This window comes from Sphingobium cupriresistens LL01, from assembly GCF_001046645.1.
Taxonomy (GTDB): Bacteria; Pseudomonadota; Alphaproteobacteria; order Sphingomonadales; family Sphingomonadaceae; genus Sphingobium; species Sphingobium cupriresistens.
The window spans coordinates 593,700-614,375 of the sequence record NZ_KQ130435.1 but is presented as its reverse complement, the minus strand read 5'-3'; the positions used below and the strand labels follow the sequence as shown (position 1 = coordinate 614,375).

Annotated in this window: 16 protein-coding genes; 5 read left to right on the top strand and 11 right to left on the bottom strand. The window is 64.5% G+C overall.

The window, feature by feature from the left end; translation table 11 throughout:
- Positions 1-62 precede the first annotated feature (62 nt).
- On the top strand, positions 63-578 hold the full coding sequence (locus V473_RS16080; protein WP_066607126.1) for an outer membrane protein assembly factor BamE: 516 nt from the start codon (positions 63-65) through the stop codon (positions 576-578).
- Between the two features lie 182 nt (positions 579-760).
- Here the strand turns inward: V473_RS16080 and V473_RS16075 are convergent, their stop codons facing one another.
- The 7 genes from V473_RS16075 to V473_RS16045 all read right to left on the bottom strand — a co-directional run bounded on the left by V473_RS16075 (position 761) and on the right by V473_RS16045 (position 9,241).
- Positions 761-2,134, bottom strand: a complete 1,374-nt coding sequence (locus tag V473_RS16075; protein ID WP_244884450.1) for an efflux transporter outer membrane subunit — start codon at positions 2,132-2,134, stop codon at positions 761-763.
- 70 nt (positions 2,135-2,204) lie between these two features.
- Positions 2,205-3,125, bottom strand: a complete 921-nt coding sequence (locus tag V473_RS16070) for an efflux RND transporter periplasmic adaptor subunit (RefSeq protein WP_066607124.1) — start codon at positions 3,123-3,125, stop codon at positions 2,205-2,207.
- Positions 3,122-3,337 (bottom strand): DUF1656 domain-containing protein, encoded by a 216-nt coding sequence (locus tag V473_RS16065; protein ID WP_066607122.1) that lies wholly within the window; start codon positions 3,335-3,337, stop codon positions 3,122-3,124. The genes V473_RS16070 and V473_RS16065 overlap by 4 nt, the downstream gene beginning before the upstream one ends.
- Positions 3,334-5,400: an FUSC family protein gene (locus tag V473_RS16060; RefSeq protein ID WP_066607120.1), complete on the bottom strand. Its 2,067-nt coding sequence runs from the start codon at positions 5,398-5,400 to the stop codon at positions 3,334-3,336. Before V473_RS16060 ends, V473_RS16065 begins: the two co-directional genes overlap by 4 nt.
- Before the next feature lie 10 nt (positions 5,401-5,410).
- Positions 5,411-5,860 (bottom strand): MarR family winged helix-turn-helix transcriptional regulator, encoded by a 450-nt coding sequence (locus V473_RS16055; RefSeq protein WP_066607553.1) that lies wholly within the window; start codon positions 5,858-5,860, stop codon positions 5,411-5,413.
- Between the two features lie 181 nt (positions 5,861-6,041).
- Positions 6,042-6,344: a hypothetical protein gene (locus V473_RS16050; protein WP_066607116.1), complete on the bottom strand. Its 303-nt coding sequence runs from the start codon at positions 6,342-6,344 to the stop codon at positions 6,042-6,044.
- Between the two features lie 23 nt (positions 6,345-6,367).
- On the bottom strand, positions 6,368-9,241 hold the full coding sequence (locus tag V473_RS16045; RefSeq protein WP_066607114.1) for a M16 family metallopeptidase: 2,874 nt from the start codon (positions 9,239-9,241) through the stop codon (positions 6,368-6,370).
- A gap of 168 nt (positions 9,242-9,409) precedes the next feature.
- On the opposite strand from V473_RS16045, the gene V473_RS16040 reads away from it, so the two are divergent.
- Entirely contained in the window at positions 9,410-11,062 is a 1,653-nt protein-coding gene (locus tag V473_RS16040) for a M28 family metallopeptidase (protein WP_066607109.1), read from the top strand.
- A gap of 39 nt (positions 11,063-11,101) precedes the next feature.
- Here the strand turns inward: V473_RS16040 and V473_RS16035 are convergent, their stop codons facing one another.
- Complete coding sequence (locus V473_RS16035) at positions 11,102-12,205, bottom strand: hypothetical protein (RefSeq protein ID WP_148648424.1); 1,104 nt, start codon at positions 12,203-12,205, stop codon at positions 11,102-11,104.
- Between the two features lie 181 nt (positions 12,206-12,386).
- Here V473_RS16035 and clpB point away from each other — a divergent pair, with 181 nt between their 5' ends.
- Entirely contained in the window at positions 12,387-14,966 is a 2,580-nt protein-coding gene (gene clpB, locus V473_RS16030) for an ATP-dependent chaperone ClpB (protein ID WP_066607094.1), read from the top strand.
- Positions 14,966-15,712, top strand: coding sequence for a 2OG-Fe(II) oxygenase (locus tag V473_RS23015; protein WP_082679158.1), 747 nt, complete (start codon positions 14,966-14,968; stop codon positions 15,710-15,712). The genes clpB and V473_RS23015 overlap by 1 nt, the downstream gene beginning before the upstream one ends.
- A gap of 61 nt (positions 15,713-15,773) precedes the next feature.
- On the opposite strand, the gene V473_RS16015 is transcribed toward V473_RS23015, so the two are convergent.
- Positions 15,774-18,635, bottom strand: coding sequence for a TonB-dependent receptor domain-containing protein (locus tag V473_RS16015; RefSeq protein WP_066607083.1), 2,862 nt, complete (start codon positions 18,633-18,635; stop codon positions 15,774-15,776).
- A 397-nt stretch (positions 18,636-19,032) separates the two neighbouring features.
- On the opposite strand from V473_RS16015, the gene V473_RS16010 reads away from it, so the two are divergent.
- Positions 19,033-19,590: a hypothetical protein gene (locus V473_RS16010; protein ID WP_066607550.1), complete on the top strand. Its 558-nt coding sequence runs from the start codon at positions 19,033-19,035 to the stop codon at positions 19,588-19,590.
- Between the two features lie 3 nt (positions 19,591-19,593).
- Here the strand turns inward: V473_RS16010 and V473_RS16005 are convergent, their stop codons facing one another.
- Positions 19,594-20,445, bottom strand: a complete 852-nt coding sequence (locus tag V473_RS16005) for a M23 family metallopeptidase (RefSeq protein ID WP_082679157.1) — start codon at positions 20,443-20,445, stop codon at positions 19,594-19,596.
- On the bottom strand, positions 20,442-20,654 hold the full coding sequence (locus V473_RS16000; protein ID WP_066607081.1) for a DUF2093 domain-containing protein: 213 nt from the start codon (positions 20,652-20,654) through the stop codon (positions 20,442-20,444). The genes V473_RS16005 and V473_RS16000 overlap by 4 nt, the downstream gene beginning before the upstream one ends.
- Between the last annotated feature and the right edge of the window lie 22 nt (positions 20,655-20,676).

Sequence of the window (20,676 nt, the reverse complement as noted above, 5' to 3'; positions counted from 1 at the left end):
CCCAATGCAATGGCGACATCAGTTTCTTGGGTTCGCGGGACGGCCCCCCGCAGGAGAAGTTCATGCGTCAGTTCAGCCGTCATTCGTCAAGCGGGCGCATCCTGCTCGCGATCGGCCTCAGCGCGCTGGTGCTGGGCGCATCGGGCTGCACCCGCGTTCGCACGCATCAGGGCTATTCGATCGACAAGCTGCTGGTCGATTCGGTTCAGCCCGGCATCGACAATCGCGCTTCGGTGGAAGGAACGCTGGGCCGTCCCAGCTTCATTTCGCAATTTGGCGAGCAGGACTGGTATTATGTCTCGCGTGAAATGCGCGCACTCGCCTTTTCCAATCCCAAGCCGGTGGAACAGACCGTGCTGCGCGTCCGCTTCGACCCCGCAGGCAATGTCGCGGCAGTCGATCGCATGGGTCTGGATCAGGTTGCCCACATCTCGCCCATGGGCGACAAGACCCCGACACTGGGCCGCAACCGCAGCCTGTTCGACGAGATTTTCGGTAATATCGGTGCGGTCGGCGCTGGCGGCATGGGCGGCGCTGGCGGCGGCAGCAACACCGGCGGCGGCCCGAACGGCAGCTAAGGTTGGATGACTTAACCCCGTTCGTGCTGAGTAGGGGCTGAGCGCAGTCGAAGACCCGTATCGAAGCATCAAGCGCAGCGCATGTATCTTCGATACGCCATTTCGACTTCGCTCAATGGCTACTCAGGACGAACGGATGGGATCAATGTAATCACGCTCGCGGCCTTCACGACAAGTCACCCTCATTCCCAGCCGCCGCCCAGCGCCAGGAAGATCGCAATCTGGTCCTGCACCAGTTGCGTCCGCGCCGCCGCCGCTATGACCTCCGCACTGGCCAGGCTGCGCTGCGCGTCCAGCAGCGACAGGAAATCGCCCCGGCCAAAGCGGAACAGCTTGCCCGCCTGATTGGCGGAGAGCGCCGCGCTGTCCCGCGCCCGGTCCAGCGCCGCGGCGCGCTCTGCATCGCGGCGATAGCTTTCCAGCGCCGTCTCGGTCTGGCGCAACGCTTCCAGCACGGCGCCGTCGAACCCGGCCAGGTCGCCCCGCACCGCCGCATCGGCTTGCGCGATTCGCGCCCGCACCACCGGCCGGTTGGGGAAGCTCCAACTGATCAGCGGCCCCAGGCTGAAGCCGAAGGCCGTGCCAGACCCCAGATCCTTGAGCGGTCCCGACAGGCCGACCGACCCGCCGATGCTGACCTGCGGATAGAGGTCGGCGGTCGCCACCCCCAGCCGCGCGGTATCGGCTGCGATCGCCCGCTCGGCCTGCCGGATGTCGGGCCGCCGCCGGATCAGCGCCGCGCCGTCCCCCACCGGCAGGGCCATGCGCAACGCCGGTAGCGCGGCGCAACTCTCTACATCGCGCGGATAATCGGCCGGCGGCCGCCCCAGCAATGTCGCCAGCAGATAAAGGCCGTTCTGCCGCTGCGCCTCGAACGCGGGCAGCGCCGCCGCGCTCGTCTCCACCGCCGCCTGCGCCCGGCTGACGTCGAACGCGGTGCCGCGCCCGCCCTTGGCCAGCCGCCGCGTCGCGTTCAGCGTGTCGCGCTGCAACGCCACCACCTGCCGGTTTACGCCCAGGCTGTAATTGGCCGCGCACACCTGCGCATAGGCGCGCGCGGTCGCCGCCGCGACGCTGACCCGCACATAGTCGCGCGCCGCCGCGCTCGCCTCGACATCGGCGCCGCTCGCTTCGATCGCGCGCTTGATCCGGCCATTGAGGTCCAGCGGATAGCTGGCCGACAGGCCCAGATCATAGCCGACCACGCCGGGCAGGCTGTATCCGGTGCTGGACGGACGCGACAACGTCGTCCCGCCGCTGACCCCGGTCGCGATCGTGCGCCCGCCCTCCGCCTCGCGCAGCACGGCCTGCGCCTGGGCCAGATTGGCGTCGGCTTGGGCGAGGTCGGTATTGGCGGCCAGCGCCTGTTCGATCAGCGCGTCGAGCTGCGGATCGGCATAGAGGCGCCACCAATGGTCGGGCAGGTCGGCCTGGCTATAGGGTCCGCCCTGGGCCGAATGAAACGCCCCGGTCGCGGCCGGCGCGGTGGCGGCGGACCGTTCGGGGGGGCGATAATCCGGCCCGGCGGTCGCACAGGCGGACAGGGCCAACACCAACAGCGCGCCCCCCAAACCCTTATGCGGTCCCGCGCAGGCGGGAACAGGCTGCCTTTTGGCCCGGTTAGCCTTAGCCATGACGGCAAACCCCCGCCTTGCCATCCTTGTCCCCATTTTTCTCAGGCGCCGCGGGCTGCACCGTCACCGTTGCGGTCCGGCCCGAAATCAGCCGCAACCCCGCCGGCGCCTTGTCCAGCTTCACCCGCACCGGAATGCGCTGCGCCAGCCGTACCCAACTGAAGGTCGGCTCGACGGAGGGGAGGAGGTTGCCGCTGTTGGTCCGGCTGTCGTCGTCGATGCCGAAGGCGATGCTCTCGACCCGGCCGTGCAGATCCTGCGCCTCGCCCATCAGTCGCACCGTCACCGGCGCGCCGATGCAGATCAAACCCAGCTTGGTTTCCTCGAAATAGCCCTCGACCCGCATCGAATCGCTGTCGATCAGCGCCAGCGCCTGGCTGCCCGCGCCGACATAGTCGCCCGGATGCAGGTCCAGGTTGGTGACCACGCCATTGACCGACGCCAGCACCCGCGTCCGTTGCAGGTTCAGCGCCGCGCCCTCGCGCGCGCTCATCGCCTCTGTCAGCGCGGCCTGCGCCGTCTCGACCCGCGCGACATTCTGCTCATGCGTCTCCGCCGCCACCAGGTCGCCCAGCGCCAGGTCGCGCCGCGCCTCCCGCCGTGCCTGCGCCAATGTCGCCTGCGCGCTGGCGATCTGCGACCGGGCCTGATCCAGCGCCAGTGCGTAACGCGGCGTATCGATCACGAACAGCAGGTCGCCGGGCTTCACCCGCTGGTTGTCATGCACCGCGACCGACGTCACCAGCCCGCTGATGTCGGGCGTCACCCGCACCACATCGGCGCGCACCCGCCCGTCGCGGGTCCAGGGGCTGCGCTCATAATGATTCCACATCCAGATCGCGACCAGCGCCGCGGCGATGACGAGCAGGATGGTGGCGGCGCTGCGGACCAGCGTGGACGAGAGGCGGTTCATAGACGGATTCCAAAGGTGGGGACGAGCAGCGCGAGGGCGCCGAGCAGGAGGATGAAGAGGCTGAGGTCCACCGCCGCACGATAGGCCAGGAAACGGTACAGGCCGAAAGCGCCGATCAGCCGGGTCAGCGCCCAGCTCAGCACCAGCGCGACCAGCGCCAGCAGCAACAGGGTGGGGATATAGATGCCCCCCAGGGCGATTTCGCCGGTCATGCCATGGCCCTCCGATAGGCATGGGCGTCGGGGAACAGGTTGCGGCGCAGGCTCACCAGCCCCAGCACGCCCTCCCGCCGTACCGGCAAGCGCGGATGGGCGCTGATGTCGCTGATGGCGCTGTCGATATCGTGCAGCAGCGCAGGGTCGGCTTGCGCCGGCCCGTCCGGGTCCAACCCGCGATAATGGCGGCTGACCCCGCCCAGCACGGCGGCCAGCGGCGCGCCTTCCTGGATCGGCAGGTCCAGCCGCAACTGGCGCAACTCGCCGATCGCGACCCCGGTGCGCAGGTCGCGCAGCGCATCGTAGAGCGGTTTGCCGCTATCGGCGCGGGTCGCCGCCAGACGCGGGGCGAGCAGGGCGATCCGGTCGAGCATCCGGTTGATCCAGCCACGCACGTCGGGGGGGCTCATCAGCGTCGCGCGATTGGCGATGTCGGCCCAGCCCGCGCGCAACGTGCGGCGGATCGCGTCTTCGACCCCGGCCGATTGCAACAGCCCGGCCATGATGATCGCGAACCAGATGCCGACGATCTGCGCCACCGCGCCGTTGATATAGCTGCCAAAGGCGCTGACATAGTTGCTCGACAAAAGCACCGGGCTGCCCAGCCCCAGCAGGGTGGGCAGCGCAATCCCCGCCCAGCGCGGCGAGGCCATCATCGCGCCGAGCATCAGCAAGGCGGGCGCATAGGCCAGCGCCAGCATCGCAAAACCGTCCAGCCGCGGCATGATGGCATAGCCGTACAGCGCGCCCAGCGCCGACGCGGCGATCGTGCCGACCATGAATCCCTTGAGCGGGGCCAGGGGATTGTCGAGCGCCGCGAACAAGGCCAGGAACACGCCGGCCAGCATCACCGCCGTCCCGCCATCCTTCCACCCGCTCAATATCCAGATCGCGCAGCCCAGCGTCACGGTGACGAAGGCGCTGAACGCGCCGCGCGCCGCGCTGGCGTAATCGCGGTGCAACTCGCGATTGCGGCGACCCTCCAGCAGCTGCGCGACCCTCGGCGTCACCGCGGCGCGACTGTGCGTCGCCATCTGGTCGTGCAGGTCGCGGCAGTCGCGATGCGCCGCGATCAGCGTGGCCAGCCGGGCATAAAGGCTCAACCGCATCATGTCGGCCCATCCCATGTCGGGCGTCGCCGCCGGCTCCATCGCCGCACAGCGGTCGATCAGCGCCTGGGCCAGCAGCGCCCGGCTGTCATTGTCCACCACCGGCGAATCCAGCCAGGCGCGTATATCGGCGATCAACGTCTCGACCTGCGGCGGCACGGTCCCGCCATGGGCGGCCTTCAATTGCGCCAGCCGGTCTTCCGCCGCCGCGCCCAGCGGCAGCAGCATCGACAATTGGTCCTGCAATGCGCGCACGGTGCGCACGCGCGGCGCCAGGCGGCTGATGTCGAAGGGCAGGTGGACCGACATCTGGTGCAATTCCGTGACGTCCTGCGCCAGCCGACGGCGTTCGGCATCCAAACCTGCCACTGGTTCCGTCGCGATCGCGTCGCGCGACCAGCGTTCGGCGTCGCGCAGCATCCCCTCCACCCGCGCCAACAGCGTGGTGGTGATTGATCCGGGCAGTATCACGCTATGGACCAGGCTGCCGCAGGCGATGCCGATCAAAATCTCCTGCACGCGCAGCGACGCCACCGTGAAGATCGTTTGCGGCGTATCGACGTCGGGGAAGACGATCAGGCAGGCGGTATAGCCCGCCAGCACGAACATATAGGATCGCGGCGTCCGGTCCATCAGCGAGACGAACACGCACAGCGCCAGCCATGACGCCATGGCCAGCGCCAGCAATTCGGGCGCATTGACCAGCGGCGGCACGATGGCGACCGCGAACATCGCGCCGACCAATGTGCCCACGGCGCGGAACACCGCCTTGGAAATCACCGCGCCGGCCATGGGCTGGGCGACGATATAGCTGGTCAGGAACGCCCAATAGGGCCGCTCCAGCCCGATGCTGAACGCGACATAAAGCGCCAACATGCTCGCCGCGAGGCATTTGAGGGAAAAGAGCGCGGCTGGCGCGCCGAAGCGCTCGCCGATGATTTTGCCGCTCATGGCCGGATGCTCACGCCGGGCTCTTATGCTCGGCGATGCGCAGGCTCAGCAGGTCGAGCAACCACACGGTGACCTCGATCGCGCCGTCCGGCACGTCCTTCAGCAATTCGCCCCGCAGCGCGTCGAGCTTCGCTTCGATCCGGCCGACCAGTTCCTGCCCGGCCGGGGTCAGGGCGATGATGTTGGATCTTTTGTCGTCGGGATGCTGCGCCCGCGTCACCAGCCCCGCCGCCTGCACCTGGTCCAATGTGCGAACCAAAGAGGGTTGGCTGATGTCCAGCGACTCGGCCAGCGCGCTCTGGCCCACCTCGCCGCCCAGCCGGTCGATATGGATCAGGCACCAGGCGGCGCTGTTGGACACGCCGAATTCCGCCAATACGGTATCCGCCAACTGCCGCCAGGCGCGGGCGACCGGGGCCATCTTGTGCGCGAGCGCGCGCTTGGGTTCTGACAGGGGCATTTCCATTAGATAGCTAACTAATGAAAATTGTCAATGGCGCGCAACTGTCTCGTTCGCTGTCGCACAATCGACAGTGGGGCGCGCGATCGACCAGCAATGCGCCGTGCTCCCGCGCAGGCGGGAGCACGGTCCTGCGGTCTGAATTGGCCTCCCGCCTATGCGGGAGCACCGTCAAAGCATCTTATCCCCGGCGCGTCCCGTTAAAGGCCGACGCGCCGAACGCGCCGAGCTGCATAGTGCCGGTAATGGCGTCGCCCGCCACCTCGGCTTCGCATTCCAGCGTCATCGGCATGGGCATGGTCATCTCCATCTTCCATGTCAGCGCGTCGCCATCGACCTTGCCATCGACCACATCCAGCGACCCCATCATCCCGGCGAAGGTCCCGTTGAAACGGTCGCCGCTGCTGACGACGGTGAACACGCCCTTCTGGTCGCCCATCGGCGTCTTGGCCACGCAATCATAAGCGCCATCTACGGTTGCCATATCCAGTCTCCTTTACGTTCGCGTCAATCCGCGAGTGTGCCCATTTCCACCGGCAGCCCCACCGCGTCAAGCTGCGGTCGCACCAGCTTGGCGTCGCCGACCACGACCCAGATCAGCCGGTCGGGGTTGATCGCCTCGCGCGCGGCCTTGTCGAAGTCCGCGGCGGTCATGGCGCGATAGACTTTGGGCAATGTCTCGTAATAATCGTCCGGCCGGCCGACCAGGCTGTTGCGCATCATCGCGGACAGCAGGTCCGACGATGTCTCGAAACTGCCCGGCAGCGACAGGATCTGGCTGTTGATCGTCTGGTTGCGCTCCGCCTCCGTCGTGCCCTTGGTCGTCAGATAGTCCTTGATGTCCTGCCGCGCGGCGATGATCGACTCGCCGGTCTTGTCGGTCTGCACCGGCGCATAGACCAGCAGCGGGATCGCCTCCTTGACGCCCGGCAGCGCCGTACCTGCGCCATAGGCCCAACCCTTCGTCTCGCGCAGGTCCATCGTCAGGCGCGACGTCGTGCTGCCGCCCAGCACTTCATTGGCGGTCTGCAACGTCACCGGATTGTCGGTCCCCGCCTTGTTGGTCAACAACCCGCCCAGGATCAGCGATTGCGGGCTTTGCGGCTTGTCGATCAGGATGATCCGCGACGGACGCATCATCTTGTCCATGCGGAACGTCTTGGTCCCCTTCGCCGTCTTGGGCGCCTTCCAGTCGCCGAAGCGCTTTTCCAGCAGCGGCATCAATTCGGCCAGCGTCGTATCGCCCGCGACGAAGATGGTCGCATTGTCGGGCCGCAGCCAGGCGTCGTGGAAGGCGGTCAGGTCCGCCCGCGTCACCGCCTTGACGCCGCTTTCCGTGCCAGACCCGGTGAAGGGAATGCCATAGGGATGCGCCTGCCCATAGAGCAGGGGCGGCAGCATCCGCTGCGCGATCGCCATCGGCTCGGTCTTTTCCGACGCGATCCGGGTCAGCACCTGCCCGCGCAGTCGCTCGACCTCGGCCGGCGCGAAGGCGGGGTTGCGGATCACATCGGCCAGCAGGCCCAACGACGCATCCAGATTGGGCTTCAGTGCGAACAGGCCGACATTGGTCCGGTCCATGCTGTTGGCCGCGCTGATCGACGCGCCCAGCCTTTCCTGCTCCTCGGCGATCTGCACCGACGACCGGGTTGTGGTGCCTTCGTCCAGCAACGCGGCGGTCAGCCCCGCCGTGCCCAGCTTGGCCCGGTCGTCGGCGGCATTCCCTGCGTCGAAAGCGACCGATATCCGCACCGTCGGCACCGTCGCGCGATGGGCCAGAACCACCGGGATGCCGTTCTTCAATGTGGCATGTTCGACATCGGGAAAGTCCAGATCCTTGACCGGCTCGATCGGCGGCTCGGCGATCTTGGTCGGCGCGGCCAAAGCCCCTGCCTGCGTCGTGATGACGGGCGCGGCGGCATCGGGATTGCGGAAGAAGGCGGGCCTGTGCGTCGCATTCCCCGCCAACGCATTGTCCGCGGCGCTACGCTCGCCCGGCGCCACGGTCAGGCGCAACACGGGCCGGCCCAGCCATTTGCGCGCCGCCGCGCTCACCGTTTCGGGCGTCGCCCCGGCATAAACGGCCAGGTCTTTCTTATATTTGGCCGGATCGTTGGAATAGACCGCGCCCTCGGCCAGCGTCACCGCCTTGCCCGAAAAGCCGCCGACCTTTTCCAGCCCGGAAATCGTGCCCGCCGCCTGGGTGGTCGCCGCGCGCAGCACTTCGTCCGCGCTCGGCCCCTTGGCCAGATAATCGGCCAGCAGCGCGTCCAGCCGCTTGCCCACCGCCACCGGGTCCGCGCCCGGCTTCACGTCCACGGTGATCTCGGCGATGCTCAGCTTCTCGAACGGCTGGATGCTGGCCTTCACGCTGACCGCGACCTTCTCGTCGCGCACCAGCACATTGTCGAGCCGCGAGGATTTAAGCCCCCCAAACACTGTCATCGCCAGGTCCAGCTGTTGCAAATCGGCCGAATTGACCCCCGGCACGATCCAGTTGCGATAGAGCCGCGTCGCCGCGACATTGTCGTGCATCACCTTTTCGACATCCTTGTCGAGGCTCGGCACGGTCGCGTCCACATCCTTGGGGGCCGGGCCGGCGGCGATATTGCCGAACCACTTCTCGACCTTCGTCTTGGCGGTTGCGGCATCAATGTCGCCCGCCAGCACCAGCACGGCATTGTTCGGCCCATAATGGGTCTTGAACCAGCTCTGGACGTCGGCCAGGCTCGCCGCGTTCAGGTCCGCCATCGATCCGATGGTGGAGTGGCGATAGGGGTGGCCAGCGGGCAGCATCGCGTCGAGCTGCGCATATTCGACCAGGCCATAAGGCTCATTCTCGCCCATCCGCTTTTCATTCTGCACCACGCCGCGCTGCGTATCCAGCTTGGCCTGCGTCACCGCGCCCAGCAGATGCCCCATGCGATCCGATTCCAGGAACAAGGCCCGGTCCAGCGCGCCTGTCGGCACCGTCTCGAAATAATTGGTGCGGTCGAACCAGGTCGTCCCGTTCCAGTCGGTCGCGCCGATATCTTCCAGCCGTCCGAAGAAGGGACCATCGGCATTTTCCGAGCCATAGAACATCAGATGCTCGAACAGATGGGCAAAGCCGGTCTTGCCGACAGGTTCATAACGCGACCCGACATGATACCAGATCGACACCGCCACCACCGGCGCCTTGCGGTCGGTATGGACGATGACGCGCAGCCCGTTCTTCAGCGTGAATTCCTCATAAGGAATATCGACCTGGGACACGAGGCTGGCGACCGGGGCGGGCGCTGCGGCCGCTACGGGCTTGGCGGCCTGCGCCATGGGAGACAGCGCCAGGACCGACAGGCCCAGCATCAGGGACAGGCGGCGCGACATCGGGGAAAGGGCCATGAGAACCTCATGAAAAGGGGAGCTTTAGCGAGTGCAGAACGCGGCTGAAGCGACAATGGGCGCAGCATAGCGGGCCGTTTTAGACGTGCAATACGCTTATTGCTGGACATGGCCGGGGGAGGGCGGCAATCCTCCATCGATACCGTAATCCAGTGGACATATCCTTTCATGAAAACCGCCATTGCCTTCGCCGCCATGACGGCGCTGTTGTTGCCCGCCGCCCTCTCGGCTCAGAACGCCGCCGATCCGGTCTTCACCCCCGCGGCCATGCGCGCTCATGTCGAATTTCTCGCCGACGACCTGCTCCAGGGTCGCGACACCGGCAGCGAAGGGCATGAGATCGCCGCCCGCTACGTCGCCAGCCAGTTCGACGGTCTCGGCCTCAAGCCTGCCGGCGACAATGGTAGCTGGCTCCAGCGCATCACCTTCCAGAAAACCGAATTTGACAAAACGCCCGCCACGCTGACCGTCACCGGCCCGGCCGGGGCGAAAAGCTTCACCCACGCCGGCGACGTGATCGTCGGCATAAACGCCGACCAGCCGCATCTTGACGTCACGGCGCCGCTCGTCTTCGTCGGCTATGGCCTTGAAAATGCGCGGCTTGGCCTCAACGACTATGCCGGCCTCGACGTGAAGGGAAAGATCGTCGTCACCCTGCGCGGCTATCCCAAGGGGCTGCCGAGCGAGGAGGGCGCACATCTTTCCGCCACCAAGGGGAAGATCGCCGAATCCCATGGCGCGATCGGCATGATCGCGTTCAACACGCTCCAGTCGGCCAAGGCCCGTCCCTGGGCGCGGATGGTGCAGTTCGCCGACGAACCCGATTTCACCTGGGTTTCGCCCGAAGGCGTGCCGTTCAACGCGGCACCGGGCCTGCGCGCGTCCGCGATGCTGAACGATCCGGCGGCACAGGCTGTGTTCTCCGGCGCGCCCACGACCATCGCCGCGATCCGCAAGACCGCCGACAAGCCGGGCGGCAAGCCCAAAGGCTTCGCGCTCAAGACCGGCGTGACGATCAAGGCCGATACGGTCAGCCAGCGCGTCACCAGCCCCAATGTCGTCGCCATCCTGCCCGGCAGCGACCCGAAACTTAAAGACGAATATGTCGTCCTCTCCGCCCATCTCGACCATATCGGTGTCAGTGCCGCCAAGCCTGGCGACGCGCCGGACAAGGACCGGATCAACAATGGCGCGCTGGACAATGGCGCAGGCATCGCCACCATGCTGGAAGTCGCCCGCGCCATGGCTGAGGCGCCGGACAAACCGCGCCGCTCGATCATCTTCCTGGCCTCCACGGCGGAGGAAAAGGGCCTGCTCGGCGCCGACTATTATGCCCGTCATCCCAGCGTCCCGGTCAGGCAGATCGTCGGCAATGTCGATCTCGACATGCCCTTGCTGCTCTATCCCTTTACCGACCTCATCGCCTTCGGCGCGGATCATTCCACGCTGGGACCGATCGTGGCCAAGGCGGTCGCGCCCATGGGCGTGACGCTCGCCGCCGATCCAATGCCGCAGGAGACGATCTTCGTGCGCTCGGACCATTATATGTTCGTGAAACAGGGCGTCCCCGCCGTCTTCCTCGCCACCGGCTATGCCAATGGCGGCGAAAAGGCTTGGGAAGCATTTCTGGGCGGCGCCTATCACCACCCCGGCGATGACATGAGCCAGAAGATCGACTGGACCGCCGGCGCCCGCTTTGCGGAGGCCAATTACCGCATCACCCGCGCCATGGCGGATGGCGATGCCGCGCCCCTCTGGTATCAGGCGGATTTCTTCGGCGACACCTTCGCGCCGACCGTGTCCAAGGCGGCCAAGCCCTGACGGCAAAATAGGGGGAGCCTGGCTCCCCCCACCCTAGAATCAGAAGCGGTAGCCGACCGTCAGCGTCAGCGAGTCATAATCTGCATTCTTGAAATATTCGTTCTTCGCATGGGTGTAGAGCAAACCAACGCGCAGCAGGTCGCTGCCCGCGCGCTGCTCCGTCTCGCGCATGCGGAAACCGAAATTGATCGCGGCTTCATGCACCTGCTCGAACGCCATCGTGTCCTTGGCGCCCAGGGTGAAGACATAGCTGGTGCGCAGCGACGTCTGGCGCCCGAACATCCGGCCGCCCAATGGCAACTGATAGGCCAGCCCGTTACGGAACCACCAGTTGCGCTGCTTGAAATAGTCGGCGCTGTCCTGGCTGGTGATGCCTGTGCGGACCGTCTGGGTATAGCCGACCAGATTGCCCATGGTCAGTTCGCCACGCCCGATGCCGGCAAAGCGATAGTTGCTGGACAGGGTCGCCGACGCCAGTTCACCATCGCCGCCCAGCCCCTTGCTGGCGTCGGTGGCGGTATAGGACACGCGCGGGGTCAGCCACCAATTGGTGCTGACCGGAATCTGCACGCCCACGCCCAGCCCGATCGAAAAGGCCTTGAGGCCGCCATGCGCGCTGGCAAGGCCGCCGGCCGTGCTGTTGACGTTCAGATATCGCGCCGGGACGGTGATCAGCAAGCGGGTGCGGTTGCGTTCCGACAGGCGGATGCCCTTGGCATATTTAAGGTCGAAACGCTGGCCATCCTCATTGGCGACGCTCCACGCCGTCGCCGCGCCGCCGATCGTGTCTGAATCGCCGTCCAAGTCGAAATCGAAATCCATGTCCAGCGCATCGGCGACCGCCCGGAAATTGGCGCTGTCGGGGCTACCGCAGCTCAGTTGCAGCGGTGTGCTGTTTGCAAAGGAAAAGGGAATGCCAAGAATCGTCAACTGGCTGGTGCGCAACGGCACGATGCCGCCCGTCACAGTGGGTACGTTGATCCGTTCTACGCCAGCCGTATCGATATAGGGAATATAGGTGCCCGGAACCAGGCCGATCGGCGATGCGCCGATCGTGTAGCCCCCGACGGCGTCGCAATGGGTGTTGGCATAGGCTACCGGCGTGGAAGCCAGCATGGCCGCTAGAATGACAAGTCGCTTCACGAAATTTTCCCCCCGGAATAATGCGGTGCGACCCGGTGGAATCGATTAGAAGAAGAAATCGGATCTGCCTAGATGGTGCGAAGGTGCCGGGCTTACCGCGGTGGGCGACAAAGTCTGTTTCCGCTCTTGTGTTGCTATTGGGCAACACTACATCAGGGGCAATTCTTTCCAAGGGGCTATCATGAACCTCGAAAAATTCACCGACCGCGCCAAGGGTTTCCTGCAATCGGCGCAAACTGTCGCGATCCGCATGAGCCATCCGCGGATCGGCCCGGACCATTTGTTGAAGGCGCTGCTGGAAGACAGCGAGGGCATGGCGTCCGGCCTCATCAAGGCGGCGGGCGGCTCGGCGCAAGTCGCGTTGCGCGACATCGACGCGGCGCTGGCCAAGGTGCCGGCCGTGTCCGGCTCCGGCGCGCAGCAGACGCCAGGCCTCGACAATGACGCCGTGCGCGTCCTCGACAGCGCCGAGCAGGTCGCGGCGAAGGCGGGCGACAGCTTCGTCACCGTTGAACGGCTGCTGCTCGCGCTCACTCTCGCCACCACCACGACCGCGGGCAAGGCGCTGGCCGCCGCCGGGGTGAAGGCCGAAGCGCTCAACGCTGCGATCAATGCCTTGCGCGGTGGACGCACCGCCGACACGGCAGGCGCGGAGGATCGTTACGACGCGCTCAAGAAATTCGCCCGCGACCTCACCGAAGCGGCGCGCGCGGGCAAGCTCGATCCCGTCATCGGCCGCGACGAGGAAATCCGTCGCACCATCCAGATTCTTGCCCGCCGGACCAAGAACAACCCGGTCCTGATCGGCGACCCCGGCGTCGGCAAGACCGCGATCGCCGAAGGCCTCGCGCTGCGCATCGCCAATGGCGACGTGCCCGACACGCTCAAGGACCGCACCCTGATGGCGCTCGACATGGGGTCGCTGATCGCGGGCGCCAAATATCGCGGCGAGTTTGAGGAGCGCCTCAAGGGCGTGCTGGACGAAGTGAAGGGCGCGGACGGTCAGATCGTCCTGTTCATCGACGAAATGCACACGCTGATCGGCGCGGGTAAAAGCGAAGGCGCGATGGACGCGGGCAATCTGCTCAAGCCCGCGCTCGCCCGCGGCGAACTCCACTGCATCGGTGCGACCACGCTCGACGAATATCGCAAATATGTCGAAAAAGACCCCGCCCTCCAGCGCCGCTTCCAACCGGTCTTCGTCGGCGAACCAACGGTCGAGGACACGATCAGCATCCTGCGCGGCCTGAAGGAGAAATATGAGCTGCACCATGGCGTGCGGATCACTGACGGCGCGCTCGTCAGCGCGGCGACGCTCTCCAACCGCTACATCACCGACCGTTTCCTGCCCGACAAGGCGATCGACCTGATGGACGAGGCCGCCAGCCGCCTGCGCATGGAGGTCGAATCCAAGCCGGAGGAGATCGAAAATCTCGACCGCCGCATCATCCAGCTCAAGATCGAGCGAGAGGCGCTGAAGAAGGAGACGGACAAGGCGTCCGCTGACCGCCTGACCACGCTGGAGGAAGATCTCGCCAATCTGGAGGAGCAATCCGCCGCGCTGACCACGCGCTGGCAGTCGGAAAAGGACAAGATCGCCGGCGAAGCCAGGGTCAAGGAACAGCTCGACGCCGCCCGGCTAGAACTGGAGCAGGCCCAGCGCGCGGGTGACCTCGCGAAGATGAGCGAGCTGTCCTATGGCAGCATCCCCGCGCTCGAAAAGCGGCTCGCCGAAGCGGAAACCGCGTCGGAAGGCGCTATGCTGCGCGAGGAAGTGACGGCGGAGGATATTGCCGGCGTCGTCGCCCGCTGGACCGGCATCCCGGTCGAGCGGATGATGACCGGCGAGCGCGAAAAGCTGCTGGCGATGGAAGAAACGCTGGGCAAGCGCGTCATCGGGCAGGCCGATGCGGTCAAGGCCGTGTCGACCGCGGTGCGCCGCAGCCGCGCCGGCCTGCAAGACCCCAACCGCCCGCTCGGCTCCTTCCTCTTCCTTGGCCCCACCGGCGTCGGCAAGACCGAGCTGACCAAGGCGCTGGCAGGATTCCTGTTCGACGACGACAGCGCGATGGTGCGCATCGACATGAGCGAGTTCATGGAGAAGCACAGCGTCGCCCGCCTGATCGGCGCGCCGCCGGGCTATGTCGGCTATGAGGAAGGCGGCGTCCTGACCGAAGCCGTCCGCCGTCGCCCCTATCAGGTCGTGCTGTTCGATGAAGTGGAGAAAGCGCATGGCGACGTGTTCAACATCCTGCTCCAGGTGCTGGACGACGGCCGCCTGACCGACGGGCAGGGACGCACAGTGGACTTCACCAACACGATCATCGTGCTGACGTCGAACCTGGGCAGCCAATATCTCACCGGCCTGGCCGATGACGAGCCGGTGGAAAAGGTCGAGGATCAGGTAATGGACATCGTCCGCGCCCATTTCCGCCCGGAGTTCCTGAACCGGCTGGACGAAGTAATCCTGTTCCACCGTCTGGGCGCGGCCCATATGGCCCCGATCGTCGATATCCAGGTGGCGCGTATCGGCAAGCTGCTCAAGGATCGCAAGATCGTGCTCGATCTGACTGACGAGGCGCGTGCCTGGCTCGGCCGGGTCGGCTATGATCCGGTCTATGGCGCGCGGCCTTTGAAGCGCGCGGTGCAGCGTTACCTGCAAGACCCGCTGGCCGATCTCATCCTGCGCGGCGAAGCGCCGGACGGATCGACGGTCCGCGTGGAGGATGGCGACGGCGCGCTGAAGCTGACGGTCGCCTGATGATTGGTGCTAATGGAAAACTAGCCTCGCAATCGGGAAATTTCCGACTAGCCGACCTGAATGTTGCCCTTTTGCGCGAGCGGTTCATTCGCGTCGGTCACGTCCGTATATGTCCGTTTATGCCAGATTCTATCGCCGAAAGTCTTGCGAAGGCGGTGGAACAGCGGTCCGATTGGCGGATGATCGTGAACGCCGGGGAAAAGATATTTGAAATCGACGGTGATGCGGCAGAAGCGATGGGTAAGGATCGACTGGCCGCGCTGGACACTGCCGTCCATGAAGCTGCGCGTGCAGGTTTCCAGTTCCGTTACAGCAGCATTCGAGTCCCTGATGATTTTGAGGCCCGACGCCGCTCTCCCGACCGGCTCTGTGCGTTCGCGGATTTTCTTTCAAGTTTGACGGTCATCGAATTGATAAGGTCCATTACCGGAAACAGCGCCATTAGTTTCGCCGATAGCCAAGCGACCCGTTACGGTCCAGGCGACTTCCTCACAGGACATGACGACCATGTGCCGGGGAAACATCGACATGCAGCCTATGTTCTGGGACTCACGCGCAATTGGCGCATCGAATGGGGAGGACTGCTGCTGTTCCACCACGAGGATGGTCGAGTTGAAGGATTCGCCCCGGACTTCAATGCATTGGATATCTTTGCCGTGCCGCAGCGCCATAGTGTGAGCTATGTTACGCCCTTTGCAGGCGGCAAGCGCCATTCCGTAACGGGTTGGTTTCGCTCGAACCAATAAAAAAGGGGGGAGGTGCGGTTGTCCGCACCTCCCCCCTTTTGTTTTTGAGTAATCGCTCAGATCAGAAGCGGAGCTTTCCGCTCAAGAAGAACGACCGGCCGAGGACTTCGTAAAGCGTCGGATAGGTGTTGGTCTGTTCACCATTGCCGCCATTCTGGCCGCTAGCGGACAGCGGAGGGTTCTTGTTGAACATGTTCGATACGCCGGCACCCAACGTGAAATTGTCCGTCACATCGGCGTTGAAGGTCATGTCGAAGTAGCTAAACCCCTTGATCTTCTCCGATCCATAGAGCGTGTCATCATCATCGTCGCGCGATTTACCGATATAACGCCACTGAACCGACATGCTGACCTTTGAAAGTTCAAGGCCAGTACGGAGAGTGTGACGCCATTTCGGAGTGGGAACGCCGCACTGCGTGCCGAATCGACCTTCACAATCGATAACCTTATCCACGCCAATAACCGGCGTGTAGTCCGATTTAAGCAACCGCGAGCCGTTGAAGCTGAACGTCAGCTTTGCATCTTCCGAACCCATGAACTTGCCGAGCGGCAGCCCATAATTGGCGGTGACATCGATACCTGCGGTTTTGAGGCCGCCGGAGTTCAGGTTGAACGCTTCAAAGCTATCGATCTGACCCAGCGAGTTGCGTTTGATGAGCGAGCAATAATCCAGGTTCAGGCTGTCAAAACACAGCGATCCGATGGTGTCGGTCGGCACCGGAGCGATGTAACCATCGATCTTGATGTTATAATAATCGACCGTTGCCGAAAAACCGGGGAGGAAGCTCGGCGAGAAAACTGCGCCGATTGTATAGGTCTTGGCAGATTCTTCACGCAGGTTTGGATTGCCGCCAGTGAAAGTCAGCGGGTTAACAAGGTTCGGATCGCCCAGTGCCGCACGAGCGGCCGGATCATCGAGGACTGCTGCTGGCACGCCTTGGCTAAGGCATAGCTCTCGTAATGCTCCAGCGGCAGCGGCGGCGGCTGTATCGCAGCCTTCGGCATTGCCTTCGAAGCTGACCGTATTGCCCAGGAATAGTTCGCTGACGCTAGGACCACGAATAGCCTTCTGATACTGTGCTCGGAAGGTCAAATCGGGGACCGGCGCCAGTTCCGCGCCAGCAGACCAAGTGAAGACATTGCCAGGTGCGTTGGAATATTTCGACGCACGCGCCGCACCGTTCAGCTCAAGCTTGTGAACGAAGGATTCACGCAGCAGAGGCACGCGAACTTCGCCGAAGAATTCTCGCACGGTATAGCTGCCGGCGGTTGGCGAGCCAGGATTGAAGCCTGCAACATTGCCCGACGACAAATATTCGTCAGGTTCGACCTCACCTGCTTCACGGCGCCATTCGGCCCCGAAAGCGATGCCGACGCCGCCAGCGCCCAGATCAAACAGCTCGCCATTTGTGATGGCGAAGCTTGCGACTTCGGTCGTGTAGGTTTCCAGGTTGGTGGCCCCGATCGACATATAGTCGATGGCTTCCTGGCTCAGATTGTTGAGGCCGAAAATATTCCCCGGCGCGCAGCCAGTTTCACCGCCACGGCAACCAGACACCGACGCAAGGAAGCGGTCAATGGCGACGTTGCCCGACTGCCGCTGCGAATTCTTCGTGCGGGCATAGCTGTAATAACCGTCGTAAGAAAAGCCCGCGCCGATATCGCCCTTCATGCCGGCCACGACCCGGAAAGCATTGCGCTCGTCCGCGTTGCCGCGGGGACCAATCTGTGTGGTACGGAAAGCCCAACTCGGTGCCTGAACATAGCCGTCGCCATCAGTGTCCAATGTCGTCAGCGCGGCCCGGAGGCTTGGAGCGAGGAAAGCGGAGTTGACGGGGATGGTGAGCGCGCCGATCGTGCCTTCACCGAAGGGCGTGCCCTGGCTGATGGGGGTGGCAGCCAGCTCGGCATTGACGCGATTGTTGACGAACTGCGCCTCCATGTAGGGCGTGAAATGTTCGTTGATTTCATATTGCGCCATTGCGGAAATCAGGAAGCGTTCCTGCGGCACTTGCAGATAGTTTACCGGTGCGAAGTTGTACGAATCCGCCACGGAATTATAACAGGTCGAAGAGCCATCAGCCGAGAAATCCTGACTGTCGCAGCCCAGACCGGTAGCAGCGCCCAAGCCCGGAATGATGACCCGTCCCTGGGGAACCGATCCCGAACCACCGCCAATAAACGGTGCGGACCCGTCCTGACGGTCGCTCAAGGCATTTCTGGAAAAGCCGCGAGCGCCAGCATAGGTCGGCTTACGCTTCGTATATTGGCCAAACAGGGTGACGTTACCGCGACCGTCATCGAAGTTGGAACCGATCGTCCCGCTGATATCCCAGATCTGGCCATCGCCCTCTTCTGTGACGTTATAGCTGCTGTTCAGCTCCACGCCTTGGAAGTCGCGCTTCAAAATGAAATTGACGACGCCGCCAATGGCGTCTGACCCGTAAACCGCCGACTGACCGCCGGTTACGACATCGACACGTTCGATCAAGGCGCTGGGGATGGTGTTGAGATCGACCACTTGGCTGACGTCATACGACATGTAGCGACGGCCATCGACCAGTACCAGCGTCCGCTGAGAGCCGAGATTGCGCAGGTTCACTGTCGCAACACCGCCGCCGGGGTTGTTCGACGTCGAAGATTGGGTCGGCGTGATCTGCGGAAAGTCATTCAGAACATTTTCAATGTTCGCAGAATTGGCCTGCAGCTGGATTTCCTGCGAAGTCACGACAGAAACCGGACTTGTGCCGGTTAGATCAGGCCGCGCAATACGCGATCCGGTGACGATGATGGTGTCGCCCGCTTCGGCTTCCGCCGCCTGCGGTGCGTCCTGTGCGAACGCAGCCGTCGCGATCAGCGACGCGCCCAGAATCGCCGGTGCGGCGCTGGCACGCAATAGTGCCCTCTTCGAAAATGTTTTCACGGTTCCAGTCCCTTGCTCTGGAGTTTGGCAGATAGCCTGCCACAGATGTGGCCCGTACAGAGGGATATGGTGCCCGACAGCGATCCCCCCATATGGATGACCCCGAAACTGCGCGGGGTTCAGGGCGCTGTAAAGCGGTGGAAAAGGGCGACGGCCGCTTTTGGATGTGGCTGTATCATAAATGCAACAAGCGGCAACGCCGGCTGTTTTACGCCTGTATTGCAAGATAATTACACGAAGTTACAATAGGATGTAGCAATCATGCATCAGGCTGCGGAGCAACCCACCGAATGTGGCGCTACCATCCGCCTGGATCGGCCGGGGCTGTCATATTGACGTCATCGTTTACGGGTGCATGTTAAAGCGCATCAGGTGGTTCGGCGAAGGAAAAGCGGATATGAACGGCAAGCGCGGCAGGATATTGGCGCTATCTCTATCTCTTTGCCTTGTGGTCGGCATCGGACAGGCGCAGGCCGCGCCCAAGCAACAGCCCCGGCCGGAAATCTTCACAAACCTGCTCCAGTGTCGCACCATAACGGACAATAGCGCGCGCCTCGCCTGTTTCGACCAGCAGGTCGGCGCGATGGACGTCGCCGCCCAGCGCGACGAAGTGGTGGTGCTCGACAAGAGCGAACTCAACAGGACGCGCAAGACGCTGTTCGGCTTTTCCTTCCCCAAACTGCCCTTCCTGAACGGGGGCGACGAGGAAGATGGCGACAAGCCGCAGGCGGAAGGGGTCACCCATATCGACGCCGTGATCGCGTCGGTCCGCAGCCTGGGCTATGGCAAGTGGCAGATCGGTCTGGAGGACGGCGCCCAGTGGATGACGACCGAGGCGATGACCGCGCGCGACCCCAAGCCGGGCCAGAAGATCGAGTTGAAGCGCGCCGCCATGGGCAGCTTCATGGGCAAGGTCGAGGGCGGCCGGGCCGTGCGCATGAAGCGGGTGAGCTGACCCTTACAGGCCGTTCGGCATCGGCCCGGCGACCAGCATTGGGTCGATCCGCGCTTCGCTCCATTTCATCCCCCAATGGAGATGCGGCCCGGTCGCGCGCCCCGTCGCGCCGACTGCGCCGATGCGTTGCCCTTGCGCCACAGACTCGCCGACCTTCACGTCGATCCGCGACAGGTGCAGGAAGGCGCTGTTGAGGCCGTGGCCATGGTCGATCATCAGCAAATGCCCCTCCAGCGAGAAAGGCTTGTCCGCCGCCGCCAGGATCACCACGCCGTCGGCCGGCGCGACCACTGGCGCGCCCGTCGCGCCCGCCACATCGACGCCGCCATGATAGGCGCCGGGCGTCCCCTGATAGACGCGCTGCGATCCGAACAGCCCCGATATCCGCCCGATGCGCGGCCAGATGAAGCGCTGTCGCCACCCTTGCGCGTCCGTCACCGTCTCCCGCGCGGCGGCGATCGCCTCCAGTTCCGGCTTGCGCATCGCCAGAAAGGCCTCGGTGCTCTTGGTCGGCCGCATCGGCGCGTCGATCCGCTCGATCCGCCAGGCGCGGGGGGCAACGGTCAACGCGCGCTCGACCGTTCGTCCGTCAGGCAGCCGGGCGACCAGGCGCGCGGTCGGCGCGGCATCGCGGTCGAACGCGATCAGGAAACGCCCGTCGGCGTCCACCGGCACCAATTGCGCGTCCAGCTTGAGTGCGACCGTCCCGGCCGGCGCGGTGCCGACCAGCAGGCCGCCCTGCGTCGCCGCGCCGGTCAGCTGAAAATCGGTCCGTGTCGCCACGGGACGAGCGCCGGGCTGCGCGACGGCCGCGCCGGCGCACGCCAGCAGCAGCGCCAGGCCGATCCGCCTCATCGCGGCCCGTGCGCCCGCAATTCCGCCTGCACCGACGCATCGGCGCTGGCATAGGGTTCCTGCCGCGCGATGCTCCAATAGCGCAAATCCTCCAGCGCGATTCTTTGCCCGGTCACGGCGCACAGGACATGGTCGCCCGCCTGCAGCACGCGGAAACTATAGGGCATATAATGGAGCCGGGCGATCCGGTCGCGGTTGGACATCAACATGGGTCAGGCCTTTCTTCGCCCC